Below are 19,476 nucleotides of genomic sequence, written 5' to 3'. Positions count from 1 at the left end.
ACAATCACGACTTTTCGAGGGTGAATTGATTGACGTCGACCTGGCGCAGCCGGAACAACTTCGCGCACCCGGTCAGGTATTTCATGTACCGGTCGTAGACCTCGACCGATTGCACTGCGATGGCTTCGTCGCGGTGTGATTCCAGGGCCTCGGCCCAGAGGTCGAGGGTTCGCGCGTAGTGCGGCTGCAGTGACTGGACTCTCGTCACCTTGAATCCGGCCGCCGCGGCGTGCTGACGGACCATCGGGCCGGACGGCAGCCGGCCGCCCGGGAAAATCTCGGTCATGATGAACTTGACGAACCGCAGCAGGTCGATCGTGACGGGCAGGTTCGTGTAACGCGGATCGGTGGTGCAGATGGTGTGCAGCAGCATGACGCCGTCGGGCGGGAGAGCGTCGTAGGCCATCTGGAAGAACGCCGGATAGCGTTCGTGACCGAAATGCTCGAACGCGCCGATGGAAACGATCCGGTCGACCGTTCCGTCGTATTGTTCCCAGCCGCCGAGGAGGACGCGACGGGAGCGGGTGGTGTCCATGTCGTCGAAGAGCCGCTCGACGTGGGTGGCCTGGTTCTTGGACAAGGTGAGGCCGATGACGTTCACGTCGTACTTCTCGATGGCGCGGCGCATGGTGGCGCCCCAGCCGCAGCCGATGTCGAGCAGCGTCATTCCTGGTCTGAGGCCGAGTTTTCCGAGGGCGAGGTCGATCTTGGCGGTTTGGGCCTGTTCGAGCGTCATGTCGTCGCGCTCGAAGTATGCGCAGCTGTAGGTCTGGCTGGGGTCCAGGAACAGTCTGAAGAAGTCGTCGGATAGGTCGTAGTGGGCTTGAACGTCCGCGAAATGCGGTTGAAGTTTATGCGCCATGATGTTCCTTCCTGGCGGTTGGGCTGGATTCAGTGCTCCATGAAAAGCATTGAATTGCAACGGATATCGATGTGACAGTGTGATCCCGTCACATCGGCGGCATCAGGACCGAGTCGATCATGTACACCGTGGCATTCGCGGTCTTGACTCCGCCGCACACCAGCGCGGCGTCATTGACTTTCAGTCCTGCGCCGTCGCCGGTGACGCTCACCGGCGAGCTCTCGAGGGTGGTGTGGGTGCCGGCCACCGCCGCAGGCGAGAGTTGGCCTTGTACAACGTGATACGTGAGGATTTTGGTCAGGGTGGCGGAGTCCGTCTTGAGTGAATCCAGGGTCGCTGCCGGCAACTTCTTGAAGGCATCATCGGTGGGCGCGAAAACGGTGTATTGGCCATCGTTCAGCGTCGCGACCAGGTTGACGTTCGGGTTCAGCTTGCCCGACAGCGCCGCCGTCAGCGTGGTCAACATCGGATTGTCGGAGGCTGCCGTCGCGACCGGGTGCAAGCCCATCCCGGCGACCGAACCCGGCCCGGTGGGCACCTGCTGCGCGTAGGCCTGGCAACCAGTGCCCACGAGCGCCGTGACGGGCGGAGCCGATGTCACTGCCGTGGCAGCACTTGGCATTGAGGCCATGTTCGTACTCGGCGCAGCCGAGGGTGCCGATTTGGTGCCGGCGTCCGAACACGCTGATAAGCCGACGACGGCGACAATCGACATGCCGGCGGCCGCGATGTGTGAATAGCGAGGGTGTTGCATCCGGGTCTCCTTTGTGCGGACGACTGCCGCCGTGGTTTGTTCTTTGTTTACTGATTCGGAACCCCGGCGCCTTTGGATGGGTCTGCGGGCAGATGGAATGAGGTTTGTCCGCCAACATGATTCGACTTAAGGGAGGAAGCGGCCAGATTCGGGTAACCGAAGACACCGAATTCGCTGCCGCACCCATCCGGGCTGCCCTTGGCTCCGAACCACTCCTGCGACCCGCGCGTGATGGCTCGGGCGTCGGACGAGAGTGAGACCACATGACGCAGCGATTTGACGTGGCGATCGTGGGCGGCGGACCGGCCGGTGCCGCCGCGGCGTGGCAGGCGGCGCAGGCCGGGGCCCGTGTGCTGGTACTCGACAAGGCTGAGTTCCCCCGCGACAAGCCGTGTGGCGACGGCCTGACGCCCCGGGCCGTCAGCTACATCCAGAAGATGGGACTTGCCGAGCAGGTTGCGAAGTTCCACCGTGTCAATCGAGCCACCGTCTACAGTCCGAGCCGTTGGGACCTGGCATTTCCGGACCGCCCGGGGATGCCTGATCACGGTCACGTGGCGCGTCGACTGGATCTGGACTTGATGCTGCTCGACCGGGCCGAGTTCTGCGGGGCGCAGGTGCGCCGCGGCGCAGAGGTGGCCGGGCCCATCATCGATTTCGGTGGGCGGGTCGCCGGAGTGATCCTCAAGACCGGGGAACGGGTCGCTGCCGATGCCGTAATCGCCGCTGACGGCGCCCATTCGCCGATCAAGCGGGCACTGGAACTCAAGTCGCGCTACAACGGCTACGCGGCGATCGCGATTCGCGCAGAAATGTCGGCGGAACGCCCGGATGTCGATTCTCTTGACGTACACCTGCAGCTCAGATTCGAGGGCGATCAGCTGCCGGGCTATGGCTGGGTATTCCCGCTCGGAGGCGGCCGGGTCAACGTCGGCCTGGGTTACGTCAACAGCTACAAGAAGTGGCGACAGATCAATGCGACGCGGCTGCTGGGCGAGTTCCTCGCCGGGCTGCCTGCCGAGTGGAATCTACCGGCGATCGATGAATTGATGAAAGCCAAAGCCGTGCAAGCATGGCGGCTCCCAATGGGTTTCACCGCCTGGCCCCCGTGGCGGCCGGGCGTCCTTTTCGCCGGCGACGCCTTGGGCGCGGCGCGCCCCGCCTCAGGTGCGGGAATCTCGAAGGCCCTGCAGTCCGGTCTGGCAGCCGGTGAGTGCGCTGTCGCGGCGCTGACCAATGGCGGCCCAGGCGATTTCACCAACTACGCCCAGCGGGTAGAGGAGGCGTGGGGTACGGAATACCGCCGCGGCCGGTGGTTCCACAAGTTGGTCGGTGTACCGGCGATCGCGGCCGCCGGCGTGCGCACACTCGACGTCGTCAGCAATCCGTCCGTGCGCGCGAGACTGCTGTTCTGGGAGCAATGGTCCAACGCTCAGAGCTAGCGGGTGATACGCAGTGGCCCAGTGTATTTGGCGTGTGACAGCGTGCGACCGGCCCGGACGGGCCGATCGCACGCATACCTAGGCCGCGGGCTTGTGATAGCCGGCCAGGGTGACGTCGAGCAGACCTTCGGTGAAGTAGCGTTCGCACCCACGCAGATATCTCATGAAGCGCTGGTAGACCTCCTCGGATTGGATTTCCACCGCCTTCTCGTGGTTGGCCTCGAGCGCGTCGCCCCAGATCTTGAGCGTCCGGATGTAGTGCGGCCGTAGGGATATGGCCTCGGGGACGACGAAACCGGCTTGTTCACCGTGGGTGATCATCATCTCCGTCGTCGGAATCCGGCCGCCGGGGAAGATTTCGGTGACGATGAACTTGATGAACCGCGCCGTCTCGAAAGTGACCTTCTTGCCGTCCGCGTGCAGCTCGTACGGGTGATAGCCGACGCTGCTCTGAATCGTCATCCGGCCGTCGGCGGGAAGAATGCCGAAACATTTCTTGAAGAAATCCGGATAGCGTTCGAAACCGAAATGTTCGAAGGCCTCGATGGACACGATCCGGTCGACGGGCTCGTCGAACTCCTCCCAGCCGTGGAGCAGCACCCGGCGGGTCCGGTCGGTGTCGATACCGTCCAGGAGTTGTTGTGTGAAGGCCCTCTGGTTCTTCGAGAGAGTCAATCCGACAACGTTGACGTCGTACTTCTCGACGGCCCGCTTGAGAGTGGCGCCCCAGCCACACCCGATGTCCAACAACGTCATTCCGGGTTTCAGGTCGAGCTTGTCGAGGTTGAGATCGATCTTCGCGACCTGTGCTTCCTCGAGAGTCAGGGTCGGTGGCTCGAAGTAGGCGCAGCTGTAGGTACGCGACGGGTCTTGGAAGAGGGCGAAAAAATCGTCTGACAGGTCGTAGTGGGCTTGTACTTCTTCGAAATGGGGTCGCAGTTCGTTTTGGGAACCAGATGCCATGAATCGGGGCCTACTTCTCCAGGGTGAATTGATTGATGTCGACCTGGCGCAGCTTGAAACCCTTTGCACAGCCGGTCAGGTACTTCATGTAGCGGTCGTAGACCTCGACGGACTGGATCGCTACAGCCTCATCGCGGTGTGCTTCCAGCGCTTCGGCCCACAGGTCGAGGGTTTTCGCGTAGTGCGGCTGCAGCGACTGGACCCGGGTCACCCGGAATCCGGCCGCGGTCGCTTGCTGCTCCACCATCGCTGCCGACGGCAGTCGACCGCCCGGGAAGATCTCGGTGGTGATGAATTTGATGAATCGGGCCAGCTCGAACGTCAGAGGTATTCCGAGTTCCTGGGCCTGCCGTGGGTCGAAGCCACAGATGGTGTGCAGCAGCATGACGCCGTCGGGCGGGAGCGCGTCGTAGGCCATCCGGAAGAACGCCGGATAGCGGTCGTGGCCGAAATGCTCGAAGGCGCCGATCGATACGATGCGGTCCACCGGTTCGTCGTACTGCTCCCAGCCTTCCAGCAGGACTTTCCGTGAGCGCGTGGTGTCCAGGCCGCCGAGCAGCTGATCGACATGTGCGGCTTGGTTTTTCGAGAGTGTCAGCCCGACGACGTCGACGTCGTACTTCTCGATCGCGCGCCGCATGGTCGCGCCCCAGCCGCAGCCGATGTCGAGCAATGTCATACCGGGCTCGAGGCCCAGCTTGCCCAACGCCAGGTCGATCTTCGCCAACTGGGCCTGCTCCAGCGTCATGTCGTCGCGCTCGAAATAGGCACAGCTGTACGTCTGGCTCGGATCCAGAAACAGTCTGAAGAAATCATCTGACAGGTCGTAATGCGCCTGGACGTCCGCAAAATGCGGCTTGAGTTTTTCTGCCATGGCTTCCTCTCCAGGCCGACGGCCTGAGAATGCTGATCGCGCGCACACACCTGATCAGCCGGCGACATCGACGGCCCGCAGGGAGGTGCGGTTGCCCTGTACACGTGTGTGGCGCCCGCACGGTTCACGAGCACGACAACAGGTATTCGTTGCCAGGTTTCAGTTGGATGGGTGGGACGCCGAAATTGATGAGTTGGCCCAGTTGCTGGAGCGACATCGGCGCAGCGTTCGACAGCGCAGGAATTCGCGGTCTGGCGGCGCCCGCGCTGCTGGAGCGATCAGCCAGAGAAGCCCTGAAATATATTGCCGACGGCTTACCAGTGAAGCAACGACTCAGGCGCAATGCAAGAGCAAACGCCCACGAACGGTCGGTGCGTCCGTCAGGACGACGTGGGGCGGGCCGGGCGCAGGCCGGCCGACCGCAACTCCAGTGCCGCCAGCTTCCGGATCGCGATGGTGTCGTGGGTACGCCAGGCGGTCACCGGGTCGTCGGAAACCTCGGTCAGCTTTGCCAGCGGCCGGTTGGCCAGCGCCCGTAACGCCAGCAGCTGTTCGCCGGCATCGGTCGACGCCAGCGTCACCGCCGTCCACTTACGGCGGAAGAACCTGATCCGCAGCACCAGCCACGGCATTGCGACGGCGAGGATCGGCGGCAGCGCCACCGCCAGCGCGAGCACCCAGGCCAGCCAACTGGCCGTGCTGTTCAGGCTGTCGCCGGCGCCCGCGATGTCGACCGCGGCGCTGCCGGCCGACCGCAGCGGACCGCCGAACGCCTTCCCGATCAGGGGAATGCCGTCGGCGTTGTGGCCGGCGGAGGCCAGGCTGTCGGCGACGCCGTCGGCACCGTCGTGTACTTGGCGCCCGACATCGGCGATGGTGGCGATCGCGCTGTGCACCGCGACGCCGACCGAGATCCAGATCGCGAACCACACCAGCGCGACGACGTCGCTGGTCAGCTGGGCGAGCAACCGGCCCGGCGTCCGGGCATAGGGCACGTAGCGCGAACTCATGCCACCCATCCCAACAGATAGGGTGGTCCGATGCGCCCAGCTTTGTCCGACTACCGGCATCTGACCAGCGGCAAGGTTCGCGACCTGTACCGCATCGACGACGACCACCTGCTGTTCGTCGCGTCGGACCGGATCTCGGCTTTCGACTACGTGCTCGACAGCGAGATCCCGGACAAGGGCCGCGTGCTCACCGCCATGAGCGTCTTCTTCTTCGATTACCTGGCCGAGCAGCTGGGCACCGCCAACCACCTCGCCGGCCCGGCCGACGACGCGCGCATCCCGGCCGAGGTGCTGGGCCGCGCCCTAGTGGTGCGCAGCCTGGAAATGATGCCGGTCGAGTGCGTGGCGCGTGGATACCTGACCGGTTCGGGGCTCATCGACTACCGCAAGACGGGCCAGGTGTGCGGCATCGCGCTGCCGGAGGGGCTGACGGAGGCCAGCCGGTTCGGTGAGCCGCTGTTCACGCCGGCGACCAAGGCCGAGATCGGTGCGCACGACGAGAACATCGCGTTCGACGCCGTCGTGAAGCTGGTCGGGGCCGAGCGGGCCGAGCAGCTGCGCGACGAGACCCTGAAGGTCTACAGCGCCGCCGCCGCGCACGCGCTGACCAAGGGAATCATCCTGGCGGACACCAAGTTCGAGTTCGGGGTCGACGCCGACGGCGGGCTGGTGCTGGCCGACGAGGTGCTGACGCCGGACTCGTCGCGGTACTGGCCGGTGGACGGCTACACCGAGGGTGTGGTGCAGCCAAGCTTCGACAAGCAGTTCGTCCGGAACTGGCTGACCGGCCCGGACTCCGGCTGGGACCGCGCCGGCGACACCCCGCCCCCGGCGCTGCCCGACGACATCGTCGAGGCCACCCGGGCGCGCTACATCGAAGCGTACGAACGCATTTCGGGTCGTCGGTTCGCTGATTGGATCGGCGCATGAGCGAGGCTCCCGTCGCGAAGAAGGTCGATCACCGTCGCGAACACCACGGTGACGTGTTCATCGACCCGTACGAGTGGATGCGGGACAAGACCGATCCCGAGGTGATCGCACTCCTGAACGCGGAGAACGCCTACACCGAGGAGATCACCGCACCACTGGAACCGTTGCGGCAGAAGATCTTCGACGAGATCAAGGCCCGCACCAAGGAGACCGACCTGTCGGTGCCGACCCGGCGCGGCGACTGGTGGTACTACGCCCGCAGCTTCGAGGGCAAGCAGTACAGCGTGCACTGCCGCTGCCCCATCAGCGATCCCGACGACTGGACCCCGCCGCAGCTCGACGAGCACACCGAGGTCCCCGGCGAGCAGGTGCTGCTGGACGAGAACGTCGAGGCCGAGGGCCATGACTTCTTCTCGCTCGGCGCGGCCACCGTCAGCGTCGACGCCAACATCCTGGCGTACTCCGTCGATACCGTCGGCGACGAGCGATACACGTTGAAATTCAAGGACTTACGTACAGGCGAGCTGTACGACGACCGCATCACCGGCATCGGTGCCGGCGGCACCTGGGCGGCCGACAACCGGACGCTCTACTACGTCACGGTCGACGATGCCTGGCGGCCGGACACCGTCTGGCGGCACCGACTGGGCTCCGGGCTGCCCGGCGAGAAGGTGCACCACGAATCCGACGAGCGGTTCTGGGTGGGCGTCGGCCGCACCCGCAGTGACAAGTACATCTTCATCGCCGCCGGCAGTGCCGTCACGTCCGAGATGCGCTACGCCGATGCCCGCGATTCCAAAGCCGAATTCAAAGTGGTGTTGCCGCGCAAGGACTCCGTCGAATACTCGGTCGAGCACGCGGTGGTCGGCGGCGAGGATCGCTTCCTCATCCTGCACAACGATGGCGCCGAGAACTTCGCGCTGGTGGACGTGCCGGTGTCCGATGCCCCGCTGACCAGCCTGGACGGTGCCCGCACGCTCATCGCGCACCGCGACGACGTGCGACTGGACGGTGTCGACGCGTTCGCCGACCAGCTGGTGGTCAGCTATCGGCGCGAGGCATTGCCGCGGATTCAGCTGTGGCCCTTCGACTCCGACGGCAACTACGGCGAGACCCAGGAGATCGCCTTCGAGTCGGAGCTGATGTCGGTCGGCCTGTCGGGCAACCCGAACTGGTCGTCGCCGCGGCTGCGGATCGGTGCGACGTCGTTCGTCATCCCGGTGCGGATCTATGACCTGGACCTGGCCACCGGTGAACGAATTCTGTTGCGCGAGCAGCCTGTTCTCGGGGACTACCGACCCGAGGACTACCTCGAGCGCCGGGACTGGGCGGTGGCCGCCGACGGCACGAAGGTGCCGCTGTCGATCATCCAGCGGGTGGGCGCGCCGACCCCGGCGCCGGCGCTGCTGTACGGCTACGGCGCCTACGAGTCCTGCGAGGACCCGCGTTTCTCGATCGCCCGACTGTCCCTGCTCGACCGCGGCCTGGTGTTCGTCATCGCGCATGTGCGTGGCGGCGGCGAGCTGGGGCGCGGCTGGTACGAGCACGGCAAGCTGCTGGAGAAGAAGAACACCTTCACCGACTTCATCAGTGCCGCAGAGCATCTGATCGCCACCGGCGTCACCCGGCCGGAGAACCTCGTGGCCCTCGGTGGCAGTGCCGGTGGCCTGCTGATGGGTGCCGTGGCCAACATGGCGCCCCAGCTGTTCGCCGGCATCCTGGCGCAGGTGCCCTTCGTCGACGCCCTGACCACCATCCTCGATCCGTCGCTGCCGCTCACCGTCACCGAGTGGGACGAGTGGGGTAATCCGTTGGCGGACAAGGACGTCTACGACTACATGAAGTCCTACACGCCGTACGAGAACGTGACGGCCCAGGACTACCCGGCGATTCTGGCGATGACGTCGCTCAACGACACCCGCGTGTACTACGTTGAGCCCGCGAAATGGGTTGCCGCGCTGCGTAGTACCAAGACCGACAACCATCCCGTCCTGCTCAAGACCGAGATGGCAGCCGGCCACGGCGGCACCAGTGGGCGCTACGAACGCTGGAAGGAAGCCGCGTTCCAGTACGCCTGGGTGCTAGCCACCGCGGACCGCGACAAATATGGCAGCGGCCAGGTAGACGACCTCCTGGACGGAGCGCACGCCTAGGTTCGACGCCATCGATGGTGGGGTGTCGGGCATCTGCGCGGCGTAGATGTTGGCCGGGAACATGGCCAGCATCAACAGGAACAGGCAGATGGCGGCCGCGACGCGCGTGGGCGGAAACAGCAGCCCGATGGCGCCGAGCAGTTCGAGCACGCCGGTGACGGCCACCAGCCGTTCCGGTGACGGCAGCTGTGGGGGAACAATCGCGGTCATGTCGCGCCGCATGCCCGGCGTGAAGTGCGCGACGCCGGTCATGAAGAACATCAGGGCCAGGCCGACCGCGATGGCGCTCGGCCAGCTGTTGACGTAGCCGACTCCGAGCCACCCCGCGACGCGGGCGCCGAGGCTGCCCAGAACGAGAACGAGAAGAACGGCCACGGTGCGCCCCTCCATGATCTAGTCGATGTCTAGATTGAGGATAGCGTTGAACTTGGCGCTGTCAAGATAGGATGCGGCCATGGCCAAGGGCAGCTACCACCATGGCGATCTGAAGGCCGTCATCCTGGAGCAGGCGGCCGCACTCGTTGCCGAGCGCGGCGCCGATGGCATCTCGTTGCGCGAGCTGGCCCGCGTCGCCGGGGTGTCGCATGCGGCGCCCGCGCACCACTTCTCCGATCGGCGGGGGTTGTTCACCGCGCTGGCGACCGAGGGCTTCACGCAGCTGGCCGCTGCCCTCACCGAGGCGGAGCCCGAATTCGCGCACGCGGCAAGGGCTTACGTGCAGTTCGCCCTCGACCACCCCGGCCATTACGCCGTCATGTTCGACAAGATGCTCTACGACGCGGACGACCCGGCCCTGCGCGCCGCCGAAGCCGAGGCGGCCGCCGAACTCACGGCCGGCGTCGCAACCCTGGCTGATCCCAACGCCCAGAACGACCCCGACGGCTCGGCCCTGGCCGCGTGGTCGCTGGTCCACGGCTTCGCGTTGCTGACCCTCAACGGCGCGGTCGCCGATGCCGACCCCGTCGATACCGCCGAACGCCTCGCCCGCATCCTCTTCTCCGGCTAGCCCCACCTCCCGCACCCACTTCCTGCGAGCGGCCGTGTTTGTACGGGAACACGCCGCAATCTGCGTGCAGAAAGGTCGCGCTCACAACTGCTGAGCGGCCGTGTTTGTCCGGCAACACGCCGCAATCTGCGTGCAGGAAGGTGTCGCGGGTGGCTGCTGAGTGGCCGCGTTTTGTACACGTAGGTCGGCGTGTCGCCGGACAAACACGGCCGCTCGCGCTGAAGGGCAGCAGGGAGAGAAAAGGGCCAGTGTTCAGGCGGCACCAATGTCACGGCAACCGACGGGACACCTGACGTTGTCACACTGCTTACATGGCTGGCCAATTGATCGTCTCGATCTCGGGGATCCGGGACCGCACGCTGGGCGACGTCGCCGACATCTGTGCCGAACTCGACACCCGGCAGATTCCCGCGTCGCTGCTGGTCGCCCCGCGGCTCAAAGGCGGCTACCGGCTGGAGCGTGACATCCCTACGGTCGAGTGGTTGACCAAAAGCCGCGCGGCGGGCGCCGCCGTCGTCCTGCACGGGTTCGACGAAGCCGCCAGCAAGAAGCGCCGCGGCGAGTTCGCGGCCCTGCCCGCGCACGAGGCCAACCTGCGGCTGATGGGCGCCGACCGGGTGCTCGAGCACCTCGGCCTGCGCACCCGGCTGTTCGCCGCGCCCGGCTGGACGGCATCGCAGGGCACCGTCACCGCGTTGCCGCGCAACGGCTTCCGGCTGCTGGCCGGCGACACCGGCATCACCGATCTGGTGCGGTCCACGACCTTGCGGTCGCGGGTTTTCGGCATCGGTGAGGGCTTCCTCACCGAACCCTGGTGGTGTCGCACCCTGGTCCTTGCCGCCGAGCGCACGGCCCGGCGCGGCGGCACCGTCCGGCTTGCGGTGGCCGCCTCCCAGCTGCGGCGGACCGGGCCGCGGCAGGCCATGCTCGACGCCATCGACCTGTCGCTCATGCACGGTTGCGCGCCCGCGGCCTACGAGTGGACACCCGACCCGGCACTAACCGACGCGGCCTGAAGGTTGGGACGCTAGCGTGGCCCCATGGACGCTGACGTCATCGTCGTGGGGGCCGGGCTGGCCGGGCTGGTCGCCGCCGCCGAACTGCTGGAGCGGGGCCGCTCGGTTCTGATCGTCGATCAGGAGAACGAAGCCAGTATCGGCGGCCAGGCGTTCTGGTCGTTCGGTGGACTGTTCTTCGTCGACAGCGCCGAACAGCGTCGCGTCGGCATCCGCGACAGCTACGAGCGGGCGCTGGAAGACTGGCTGCGCACAGCGGGATTCGACCGCGACGAGGATCACTGGCCCGAGCAGTGGGCACGGGCCTACGTCGACTTCGCCGCCGGCGAGAAGCGCAGCTGGCTGCGGGAGCGGGGCCTGCAGACGTTCGCGTTGGTCGGCTGGGCCGAACGCGGTGGCTGGGACGGCAAGGGGCCGGGCAACTCCGTGCCGCGCTTCCACATCACCTGGGGTACCGGTCCTGCACTGGTCGACATCTTCGCCCGACGGGTCGTCGGCCACCCCAAAGTGCGCTTCGCGCACCGGCATCGGGTCGACGAACTCATTGTCGATGGCGGCGCCGTCACCGGCGTGCGCGGCGCGGTGCTGGAACCGTCTGCCACCGCCCGTGGCGAGGCGTCGTCGCGTAACACTGTGGGGGAGTTCGAGTTCCGCGCGCAGGCGGTGATCGTCGCCAGTGGCGGCATCGGCGGCAACCACGACCTGGTACGCCAGAACTGGCCCAAGCGCATGGGCCGGGTGCCCGGCCAGCTGCTGTCCGGCGTGCCCGCGCACGTCGACGGCCGCATGCTCGGCATCAGCCAGGCCGCCGGTGCCAGTGTCATCAACAACGACCGGATGTGGCACTACACCGAGGGCATCACCAACTACGACCCGATCTGGCCGCTGCACGGCATCCGCATCCTGCCCGGGCCGTCGTCGCTGTGGCTGGACGCCACCGGCAAGCGGCTGCCCGACCCGCTGTACCCGGGCTACGACACCCTGGGCACGCTGGAGTACATCTGCCAAACCGGTTACGACTACACGTGGTTCGTGCTCGACCAGAGCATCATCGCCAAGGAGTTCGGGCTGTCCGGCCAGGAGCAGAACCCCGACCTCACCGGCAAGAATCTGCGGGAAGTGCTGGGGCGCAGCCGGGGTGGCGGTCCCGCTCCGGTCCGCGCGTTCGTCGACAAAGGCGTGGACTTCGTGTCGGCGAACACATTGCGCGACTTGGTTTCTGCCATGAACAAGGTGCCCGACGTCGAACCGCTGGACTACGCGACCGTCGAGGCCGAGGTCGCCGCCCGCGACAAGGAGATGACGAGCAAGCTCACGAGCGACGGTCAGACCGTCGCCTACCGGGCCGCGCGCTCCTACCTGCCGGACCGGTTGGCCCGCATCGCCGGACCGCACAAACTGACCGACCCCAAGGCCGGGCCGATGATCGCCGTCAAACTGCACATCCTGACCCGAAAGTCGTTGGGCGGCTTGCACACCGATCTGGACTCCCGGGTGCTCACGCCGGAGGGTGCGGTGCTCGACGGGCTGTACGCGGCCGGCGAGGCGGCCGGTTTCGGTGGCGGCGGCGTGCACGGCTACCGGGCGCTGGAAGGCACGTTCCTGGGTGGCTGCATCTTCTCCGGCCGCGCCGCCGGACGTGCCGCGGCCCGCGCCGTCGGCTGAGTTCCTACCCGCGTGCGGGCGACTGCACGCGGTCGGCGCCCTTGGCGCGCGGGGAGCGGTGTAATACCTGCGGGCCGGCGGCCAGGATCGCCAGGCACACCATCGACGTGGCGTAGAGCGCGCCGCCGATGATGTCGGTGAAGTAGTGGAAGTCGTTGCTGGCCATGCCGATAGAGGGGATGGCGGCGCCGATCGTGGCGATCGTGACGCTCCACACGTGAACGCCGATCCCGAGCACCAGCATGGCCGCGACGGTGATCGCCACGGTGGTGTGACCGCTGGGATACGCCAGATTTTCGCCGTACCAGGGCCGGCCGAACAGCACCTTGAGCACCTTGGCGCCGATGATCGAGATGACCGGGCACAACGCGGCGACGGTGGCCAGCCGCCACTCGCGTCGCCACATTGGGATGGCGACCGCCAGCACGTAGAGCGGCACCAGCACCTTGACGCGGTTCAGCAGCAGCATCCAGTACGGGTGGTCGCCGAGCAGCGCGCGCGACGTCTGCATGAACCAGTGATCCACGGCCGAGTCCCCCGACCGGACGACGATGCCCAGCGCGATCATCGCGGTGAACCCGACCAGCGGCCACCACACCAAGAACCGTCGCGTGTTCAGAACCGCATCTCCTGCTCGGGAGTGAGCACCCGGAAGTCGGTGTCGGTCATCTCGTCGAGCCGGCCGTAGTAGATGCCCTTGGCCTGTTCGGCGACGACGCCCTGGTGGATCGGCACCGCGTGCTGCGGCGCGACGGCCCGCAGGAAGTCGACGGCCTCGGCGATCTTCATCCACGGCGCGGCGGCCGGTGCCGCCAGCACCTCGACCGGCTCATCCGGCACGAACAGCGCGTCGCCCGGATGCATCAGTCGGGCAGCGTGACCAGCATCACCGACCAGGTACGAGATGTTGTCGATGATCGGAATCTCCGGGTGGATCACCGCGTGCTTGCCGCCCGCGCCACGCACCGTCAGGTGACCGATCGACAGCGTGTCGCCGACGTGCACCGCCTGCCACGCGCCACCCAGCTGCGCCGCGGTCATGGGGTCGGCATACAGCTTGGCCTGCGGATTCGCCTCGACCAGGGCCGGCAGCCGGGCCGGATCGGCGTGGTCGGGGTGCTGATGGGTGATCAGGATGGCGTCCAGTCCCGTGATGCCCTCGAAGCCATGCGAGAAGTTGCCCGGGTCGAACAGGACCGTCGCCTGTGCGTCGCCGTCGGTGAATCGGGCCAACAGGCAGGAATGTCCGAAGTGCGTCAGCTCCATCAGTCCATTGTGCGGGCATCGCGGCGTACAAGGGCGCCGGTAGAGTACAGATGTCTTCCCGTCGCTACGCTCGCTTCGGCAGAGCAATCCGACCCGAACAAAGGAGCGCGCGTGGCCCGCGTCGTTGTGCACGTGATGCCCAAGGCCGAAATCCTGGACCCGCAAGGCCAGGCGATTGTGGGAGCGCTGGGGCGCCTCGGGATCACCGGAGTGTCCGACGTCCGCCAGGGCAAGCGGTTCGAGCTCGAGGTCGACGACACCGTGTCCGACGAAACGCTGGAGCACGTCGCCGAGACGCTGCTGGCCAACACCGTCATCGAGGACTTCTCGGTGCACCGGGAGCAGGCGTGACCACCGCTGGGGCGAGCGCAGCGACGGGAAATTCGCGAGTCGGTGTCATCACCTTCCCCGGCACGCTCGACGACGTCGACGCCGCTCGGGCGGTCCGGGCCGTCGGCGGCGAGGCCGTCAGCCTCTGGCACGCCGATCCCGACCTGAAGGGCGTCGACGCCGTCATCGTCCCCGGCGGCTTCTCCTATGGCGACTACCTGCGCTGCGGCGCCATCGCCAAGTTCGCGCCCGTCATGACCTCGGTCGTCGAAGCGGCCGGCAAGGGCATGCCAGTGCTGGGCATCTGCAACGGCTTCCAGGTGCTGTGCGAGGCCGGGCTGCTGCCGGGCGCGCTGACCCGCAACGAGGGTCTGCACTTCATCTGCCGCGACGTGTGGCTCGAGGTCACCGCGACGTCGACCGCGTGGAGCAGCCGCTACGAACCCGGCGCCGACATCCTGATCCCGCTCAAGTCGGGTGAGGGACGGTACGTCGCGTCGGAGAGCGTGCTCGACGAGCTCGAAGGTGAAGGCCGCGTGGTCTTCCGCTACCGCGACAACATGAACGGCTCGATGCGCTCGATCGCCGGGATCAGCTCGGCCAACGGCCGCGTCGTCGGCCTGATGCCGCACCCCGAGCACGCCACCGAGGCCCTCACCGGCCCGTCGGACGACGGACTCGGCATCTTCTTCTCGGCGCTCGACGCGGTCCTGAGCGCCTGACGCCCTTCTGCTTGCCAGCGAGGGTGCATACAGATCGCGAAAATCGCACGCGAGACGCGCTGGGCGCACCCTCGTTGGCGTGGCCGACGCAGCTGCGCCCAGGCTTCAGCGTCAACTCGATTTGAGCATCCCGACCCGTTGACCCTGACCTGAGGGCGCACCTCACTCGAAAAAGTGCGCCCTGGGTACAGGATCAATGCGGTGGTGCGGGGGAACAACCGATGCGTCAGCTGTCGAGCGCGACCGACGCCTCGGCGGTGTAGCAGAGGAACGTCAGCGTCTCCTGCAGGTACAACTGCACCGTCTCGGCATCGTGCGACAGGTAGCCGATGGTCACGTCGGTGCCCAGCTGCAGATCGAAATCGCCTCCGCGCGTGGACAATACGAACGCGCCGTCGATGGCGGGCGCCCAGATGATCTCACCGTCGACCAGACGGTTGAGGTGCTCCAGCAGCGGGTAGCCGTGCTCGGTGGTCTCGCTGACCTTGGTGTAGGCCTCCGCCGACAGCAGCACCGAGTACGGCCCGTCCACCCCGGCGAGCCGCAGCTCCGACAGCGCCTGCGAGATGACGTCCGGGTAGCCGCGGGGGTCGCTCGGCAGCGCCAGCGCCGGGTTGGAGCTGGCGGCCCGGATGCCCTCGATCTGCGCGGCGGGGTAGCCCTCGAAGATCGCCCGGTCCTCCGAGAACGCCAGCTTCTTGGCGGCTTCCTTCACCGGATCCCAGTCGGAGTCCTGCGCGCCGCGCTCGACGTCGTCGATGGCCGTGCGTGTCACCGTGAACGGCACCCGCAGCCGCACCAGCGGCCGGGCTTCCCGAAGATGCGCCACCACACCGTCGGCCGGTGACGTGACATCGACGAGGTGGCCGGTGCTGACCGCGGCCGTCTTGGGTCCACCCGGTTCACTCACGTCGACGACGCGGCGGCCGGCGATGTGCCGCTTGAACGTCCGCGCGGCTTCCTCCTCGATCTGCGCCCACGCGGCGGCGGTGACGGGAGCGAGATCGCGGTACAGGTTGTTCATTGCGGTTGACCTTTCAGACTGCCGATGGACAGGGTCCCGGGGGACGTGGGTTGCGCTTCGGGTTCGGCCGGTGGCGCGGCGGGCAGGGGCGGCGGGGCATCGAGGAAATCGACTGTGGGAGTGAAGAACAACACTCCGGTGACCGCAGTGGAGAAATCCAGTATGCGATCGGTGTTGCCCGGCGGATCGCCGATGAACATATTGCGCAGCATGCGTTCGGTGACGGCCGGGTCGGCCGAGTACGCGATGTAGTACGTGCCGAATTCCCCTGAGCCGACGCGGCCGAACGGCATGTTGGCCCGCACGATCTGCAGCTGGTTGCCGTCGTCGTCCTCGATGACGTTGAGGGCCAGGTGCGAGTTGGGCGGCTTGACGTCGTCGGCCATCTCGATGTCCTCGAGCTTGCTGCGGCCGATCACCCGCTCCTGCTCGGTGACACTGAGTGATTCCCACGACGCCATGTCGTGCAGGTACTTCTGCACGTGAACGTAACTGCCACCGGCGAATCCGGGATCGTCGTCGCCGACCAGCGCCGCGACCACGGCATCCGGACCGTCCGGGTTCTCGGTGCCGTCGACGAAGCCCAGCAGGTCGCGGTTCTCGAAGAACTTGAATCCGTGGACCTCGTCGACCACCTTCACCGCGCCGTCGAGCGATTTCAGGATCTGGCTGGCCAGCTCGAAACACACGTCCATGGCGTTGGCCCGGATGTGGAACAGCAGATCGCCCGGGGTCGACGGCGCGTGGTGACGCGCACCCTGCAATTCGGGGAACGGATGCAGGCCGGCCGGGCGCGGCCCGCTGAACAAGCGATCCCAGGCGTCCGAGCTGATGCCGGTCACCAGGCTCAGACGGCTTGCGGGCGTGCGGAATCCAACTGCCCGAACGAGTCCGGACAGCCCGGTGAGCGCATCGTGCACTTCGGGCTCGGCGCCCTCATCGATGGTGGCGATGAGAAAGATGGCAGCAGATGTCAACGTGGTGAGAACGGGCTGAGGCCGTGCGGGACACACGAACTCGACCCTAGCGGCAACCGCAACGGATTTCCGGGTGATGATGGCCTCATGACCGGAGCTACTGCCGCGGGCCTCTGCGGGTTCATCGACGCGTCGCCCTCGCCGTTCCACGTGTGCGCGACGGTGGCCGCGCGGCTGACCGCCGCCGGCTTCACCGAACTCGTCGAGACCGACGCCTGGCCCGGCTCTCCGGGCAACTACTTCACGGTGCGGGCCGGCTCGCTTGTCGCCTGGCGCAGCACCGACGAGCCACTGCCCTTCCGCATCGTCGGCGGCCACACCGACAGCCCCAACCTGCGGGTCAAGCAGCACCCCGACCGGTTCGTCAGCGGCTGGCAGGTGGTGGCGCTGGAGCCTTACGGCGGCGCATGGCTGAACTCCTGGCTGGATCGCGACCTCGGGATCAGCGGCCGGCTCTCGGTGCGGCGCGGCAACACCGTCGAGGACGTCCTGGTCCGGATCGACGACCCGATCCTGCGGGTGCCGCAGCTGGCCATCCACCTGTCCGACGACCGCAAGGGCGTCAGCCTCGACCCGCAGCGGCACGTCAACGCGGTGTGGGGCGTCGGGACCGGCACCCGTGACTTCGTGGCGTTCGTCGCCGAGCGCGCGGGTGTCGACGGCGCCGACGTCCTGGCCGCCGACCTGATGACGCACGACCTGACGCCGTCCCGGCTGATCGGCGCCGACGGCGAGCTCGTCAGCGCACCCCGGCTCGACAACCAGGGCACCTGCTACGCCGGGCTGGAGGCGTTCCTGGCCGCTCCGGCTGCCGACTACGTTCCGGTGCTGGCGCTGTTCGACCACGAAGAGGTCGGCTCGACGTCCGACCATGGCGCGCAGTCCGATCTGCTGCCGACGGTGCTGGAGCGCATCGTGCTGGCGGCCGGTGGGACGCGCGAGGACCTGCTGCGCCGGCTGGCCGGGTCGATGGTGGCCTCGGGCGACATGGCGCACGCCACCCACCCGAACTACCCCGAGCGGCACGAACCCGGGCACCTCATCGAGGTCAACGCCGGGCCGGTGCTCAAGGTCCAGCCCAACCTGCGGTACGCCACCGACGGCCGGACCGCCGCGGCGTTCGCACTGGCCTGCGCGCAGGCCGGGGTACCGCTGCAGCGGTATGAGCACCGCGCCGACCTGCCGTGCGGATCGACCATCGGCCCGATGACCGCCGCGCGCACCGGTATCCCGACCGTCGACGTCGGCGCCGCGCAGCTGGCCATGCACTCGGCGCGCGAGGTGATGGGCGCGCTCGACGTGCCGGCCTACGCCGCGGCGCTGCAGGCGTTCCTGTCACCGGCCTGACCTACAGTCTGGCCATGGCACTCAAAGTGGAGATGGTCACATTCGACTGCACCGACGCGCAGGCCCTCGCCGACTGGTGGGCCGCGCAATTCGGCGGCAAGGTGCACACCCTGATGCCGGGGGAGTTCTTCGTCGTCAACTTCCCGGAGGGTCCGAACCTGGGCTTCCAGCAGGTGGACGACCCGACGCCCGGCAAGAACCGGCTGCACCTGGACTTCCACCTGGAAGGCGACATCGAGCCCGAGCTCGAACGCCTCAAAGCCGCGGGCGCGACGGAAACCGAGCGGCACGCCTTCGGCGAAGTGGCCCGATGGGTGGTGCTGGCCGACCCGGAAGGCAACGCGTTCTGTATCGCGGGCGCGGCCTGACGAGCTAGGGGCCGGCCTGCTCGACCAGTTCGACGCCGGTGGACACCACCGGCTCCGACGCGGCATGCCACGCCTTCGACGCGACGACGATCGCGCCGGCACAGATACACACCAGGGCCGCGATCACGGCAAACACCGCGATCGCACCACGGTTGAGTCCAATGTGAAGTCTCATCCGGCCACGCTAAAACCGCGGGATGAGGCCCCGATGGGTCCTACCTAGCAGCCCGCTATGAGGGCCGGCGCGATGAGTTCCCGCGCCCGCGCAAGTCGACTTAGTGTTGAACCAACGACCGCGAACGGAGTCCGCCATGGCCGACGCCAAGGATGTATCGAACCCCCGGGCCGCATGGGCCGGCCGCACCGCATCACAGAAGGCCGGCCTGGCGCTGAGCGCCTTCCTCCTGCTGTTCCTGCTGGCCGATGCCATCCCGAAGATCCTCGGGGTGGAATTCGCGCGCACCGCGACCGAGGGACTCGGCTTCCCGCCCTACCAGACGTACGTCATCGGGTGGGTGCTGCTGGCGTGCATCGTCGTGTGGGTGATTCCCCGCACGGCCGTGCTGGGCTCGGTCGGGCTGACGGCCTACCTCGGCGGCGCCGTGACCATCGACATGCACCACGAGGCGTGGTTCCCGGTGGTCTTCGCGGTGGCCTTCGGCCTGCTGATCTGGGGCGCGCTCATCCTGCGGCGGCCGGCGCTGCTCAAGGTGCTGGTCAGCGGCGACGAGTAGCCGGCGCTCGCCGTGGCGGGCGGGCCAGGTCGG

The 19,476-nt window shown here is 67.1% G+C and carries 22 protein-coding genes; 11 read left to right on the top strand and 11 right to left on the bottom strand.

The window, feature by feature from the left end:
* Positions 1–4: 4 nt before the first annotated feature.
* Positions 5–862: a cyclopropane mycolic acid synthase family methyltransferase gene (locus BR47_RS0118355; RefSeq protein ID WP_029120408.1), complete on the bottom strand. Its 858-nt coding sequence runs from the start codon at positions 860–862 to the stop codon at positions 5–7.
* 88 nt (positions 863–950) lie between these two features.
* Positions 951–1,484: a fasciclin domain-containing protein gene (locus BR47_RS0118350; protein WP_502685829.1), complete on the bottom strand. Its 534-nt coding sequence runs from the start codon at positions 1,482–1,484 to the stop codon at positions 951–953.
* A 395-nt stretch (positions 1,485–1,879) separates the two neighbouring features.
* Between BR47_RS0118350 and BR47_RS0118345 the strand changes: the two genes are divergently transcribed.
* Entirely contained in the window at positions 1,880–3,058 is a 1,179-nt protein-coding gene (locus BR47_RS0118345; RefSeq protein WP_029120406.1) for a geranylgeranyl reductase family protein, read from the top strand.
* Positions 3,059–3,136: 78 nt separating this feature from the next.
* Here BR47_RS0118345 and BR47_RS0118340 read toward each other — a convergent pair whose 3' ends face one another.
* From BR47_RS0118340 to BR47_RS0118325, 3 genes are all read right to left on the bottom strand, one after another.
* Positions 3,137–4,021, bottom strand: coding sequence for a cyclopropane mycolic acid synthase family methyltransferase (locus tag BR47_RS0118340; protein ID WP_029120405.1), 885 nt, complete (start codon positions 4,019–4,021; stop codon positions 3,137–3,139).
* Positions 4,022–4,031: 10 nt separating this feature from the next.
* Complete coding sequence (locus BR47_RS0118335; protein WP_020098767.1) at positions 4,032–4,895, bottom strand: cyclopropane mycolic acid synthase family methyltransferase; 864 nt, start codon at positions 4,893–4,895, stop codon at positions 4,032–4,034.
* A 380-nt stretch (positions 4,896–5,275) separates the two neighbouring features.
* A complete protein-coding gene (locus BR47_RS0118325) occupies positions 5,276–5,905 on the bottom strand; it encodes a hypothetical protein (RefSeq protein WP_029104620.1) in 630 nt (209 codons plus the stop codon).
* Between the two features lie 30 nt (positions 5,906–5,935).
* On the opposite strand from BR47_RS0118325, the gene BR47_RS0118320 reads away from it, so the two are divergent.
* Entirely contained in the window at positions 5,936–6,835 is a 900-nt protein-coding gene (locus BR47_RS0118320) for a phosphoribosylaminoimidazolesuccinocarboxamide synthase (RefSeq protein ID WP_029120404.1), read from the top strand.
* The gene (locus tag BR47_RS0118315; RefSeq protein ID WP_029120403.1) at positions 6,832–8,988 is read left to right on the top strand and encodes a S9 family peptidase; all 2,157 of its coding nucleotides are present in this window, start codon (positions 6,832–6,834) and stop codon (positions 8,986–8,988) included. The genes BR47_RS0118320 and BR47_RS0118315 overlap by 4 nt, the downstream gene beginning before the upstream one ends.
* Here the strand turns inward: BR47_RS0118315 and BR47_RS0118310 are convergent.
* A complete protein-coding gene (locus BR47_RS0118310) occupies positions 8,917–9,363 on the bottom strand; it encodes a DoxX family protein (RefSeq protein WP_029104622.1) in 447 nt (148 codons plus the stop codon). The two genes, BR47_RS0118315 and BR47_RS0118310, sit on opposite strands and share 72 nt — an antisense overlap.
* 79 nt (positions 9,364–9,442) lie before the next feature.
* Between BR47_RS0118310 and BR47_RS0118305 the strand changes: the two genes are divergently transcribed.
* From BR47_RS0118305 to BR47_RS0118295, 3 genes are all read left to right on the top strand, one after another.
* Positions 9,443–9,994: a TetR/AcrR family transcriptional regulator gene (locus tag BR47_RS0118305; RefSeq protein ID WP_029120402.1), complete on the top strand. Its 552-nt coding sequence runs from the start codon at positions 9,443–9,445 to the stop codon at positions 9,992–9,994.
* 311 nt (positions 9,995–10,305) lie between these two features.
* Positions 10,306–11,010 carry a DUF2334 domain-containing protein gene (locus tag BR47_RS0118300; protein ID WP_029120401.1) on the top strand — a complete coding sequence of 235 codons (705 nt, stop codon included), beginning with the start codon at positions 10,306–10,308 and terminating at the stop codon, positions 11,008–11,010.
* A 24-nt stretch (positions 11,011–11,034) separates the two neighbouring features.
* A complete protein-coding gene (locus BR47_RS0118295; protein ID WP_029120400.1) occupies positions 11,035–12,675 on the top strand; it encodes an FAD-binding dehydrogenase in 1,641 nt (546 codons plus the stop codon).
* A gap of 4 nt (positions 12,676–12,679) precedes the next feature.
* On the opposite strand, the gene BR47_RS30860 is transcribed toward BR47_RS0118295, so the two are convergent.
* Positions 12,680–13,273, bottom strand: a complete 594-nt coding sequence (locus BR47_RS30860; protein WP_051634879.1) for a phosphatase PAP2 family protein — start codon at positions 13,271–13,273, stop codon at positions 12,680–12,682.
* Positions 13,274–13,290: 17 nt separating this feature from the next.
* Positions 13,291–13,941, bottom strand: coding sequence for an MBL fold metallo-hydrolase (locus BR47_RS0118285; RefSeq protein ID WP_029120399.1), 651 nt, complete (start codon positions 13,939–13,941; stop codon positions 13,291–13,293).
* 111 nt (positions 13,942–14,052) lie between these two features.
* Here BR47_RS0118285 and purS point away from each other — a divergent pair, with 111 nt between their 5' ends.
* Both purS and purQ read left to right on the top strand, forming a co-directional pair.
* Positions 14,053–14,292, top strand: coding sequence for a phosphoribosylformylglycinamidine synthase subunit PurS (gene purS, locus BR47_RS0118280; RefSeq protein ID WP_029120398.1), 240 nt, complete (start codon positions 14,053–14,055; stop codon positions 14,290–14,292).
* Complete coding sequence (purQ, locus tag BR47_RS0118275; RefSeq protein WP_020098779.1) at positions 14,289–14,993, top strand: phosphoribosylformylglycinamidine synthase subunit PurQ; 705 nt, start codon at positions 14,289–14,291, stop codon at positions 14,991–14,993. The genes purS and purQ overlap by 4 nt, the downstream gene beginning before the upstream one ends.
* 226 nt (positions 14,994–15,219) lie before the next feature.
* On the opposite strand, the gene BR47_RS0118270 is transcribed toward purQ, so the two are convergent.
* Together BR47_RS0118270 and BR47_RS0118265 are read right to left on the bottom strand one after the other, a co-directional pair.
* Positions 15,220–16,017 carry a family 1 encapsulin nanocompartment shell protein gene (locus BR47_RS0118270; RefSeq protein ID WP_020098780.1) on the bottom strand — a complete coding sequence of 266 codons (798 nt, stop codon included), beginning with the start codon at positions 16,015–16,017 and terminating at the stop codon, positions 15,220–15,222.
* Entirely contained in the window at positions 16,014–17,030 is a 1,017-nt protein-coding gene (locus tag BR47_RS0118265) for a Dyp-type peroxidase (protein WP_029104624.1), read from the bottom strand. The genes BR47_RS0118270 and BR47_RS0118265 overlap by 4 nt, the downstream gene beginning before the upstream one ends.
* 51 nt (positions 17,031–17,081) lie before the next feature.
* Between BR47_RS0118265 and BR47_RS0118260 the strand changes: the two genes are divergently transcribed.
* Both BR47_RS0118260 and BR47_RS0118255 read left to right on the top strand, forming a co-directional pair.
* Positions 17,082–18,341, top strand: a complete 1,260-nt coding sequence (locus BR47_RS0118260; protein WP_081831338.1) for a M18 family aminopeptidase — start codon at positions 17,082–17,084, stop codon at positions 18,339–18,341.
* A 14-nt stretch (positions 18,342–18,355) separates the two neighbouring features.
* Positions 18,356–18,709 (top strand): VOC family protein, encoded by a 354-nt coding sequence (locus BR47_RS0118255; protein WP_020098783.1) that lies wholly within the window; start codon positions 18,356–18,358, stop codon positions 18,707–18,709.
* Positions 18,710–18,713: 4 nt separating this feature from the next.
* On the opposite strand, the gene BR47_RS33175 is transcribed toward BR47_RS0118255, so the two are convergent.
* Positions 18,714–18,884: a hypothetical protein gene (locus BR47_RS33175; RefSeq protein ID WP_020098784.1), complete on the bottom strand. Its 171-nt coding sequence runs from the start codon at positions 18,882–18,884 to the stop codon at positions 18,714–18,716.
* Positions 18,885–19,020: 136 nt separating this feature from the next.
* Here BR47_RS33175 and BR47_RS0118245 point away from each other — a divergent pair, with 136 nt between their 5' ends.
* A complete protein-coding gene (locus tag BR47_RS0118245) occupies positions 19,021–19,443 on the top strand; it encodes a DoxX family protein (RefSeq protein WP_020098785.1) in 423 nt (140 codons plus the stop codon).
* The last annotated feature ends 33 nt before the right edge of the window (positions 19,444–19,476 follow it).

This window comes from Mycobacterium sp. UNC410CL29Cvi84 (genome assembly GCF_000686745.1).
GTDB classification, from domain to species: Bacteria; Actinomycetota; Actinomycetes; order Mycobacteriales; family Mycobacteriaceae; genus Mycobacterium; species Mycobacterium mucogenicum_B.
The sequence above is the reverse complement of the archived record's forward strand: the minus strand, read 5'-3'. Positions and strand labels throughout refer to the sequence as shown.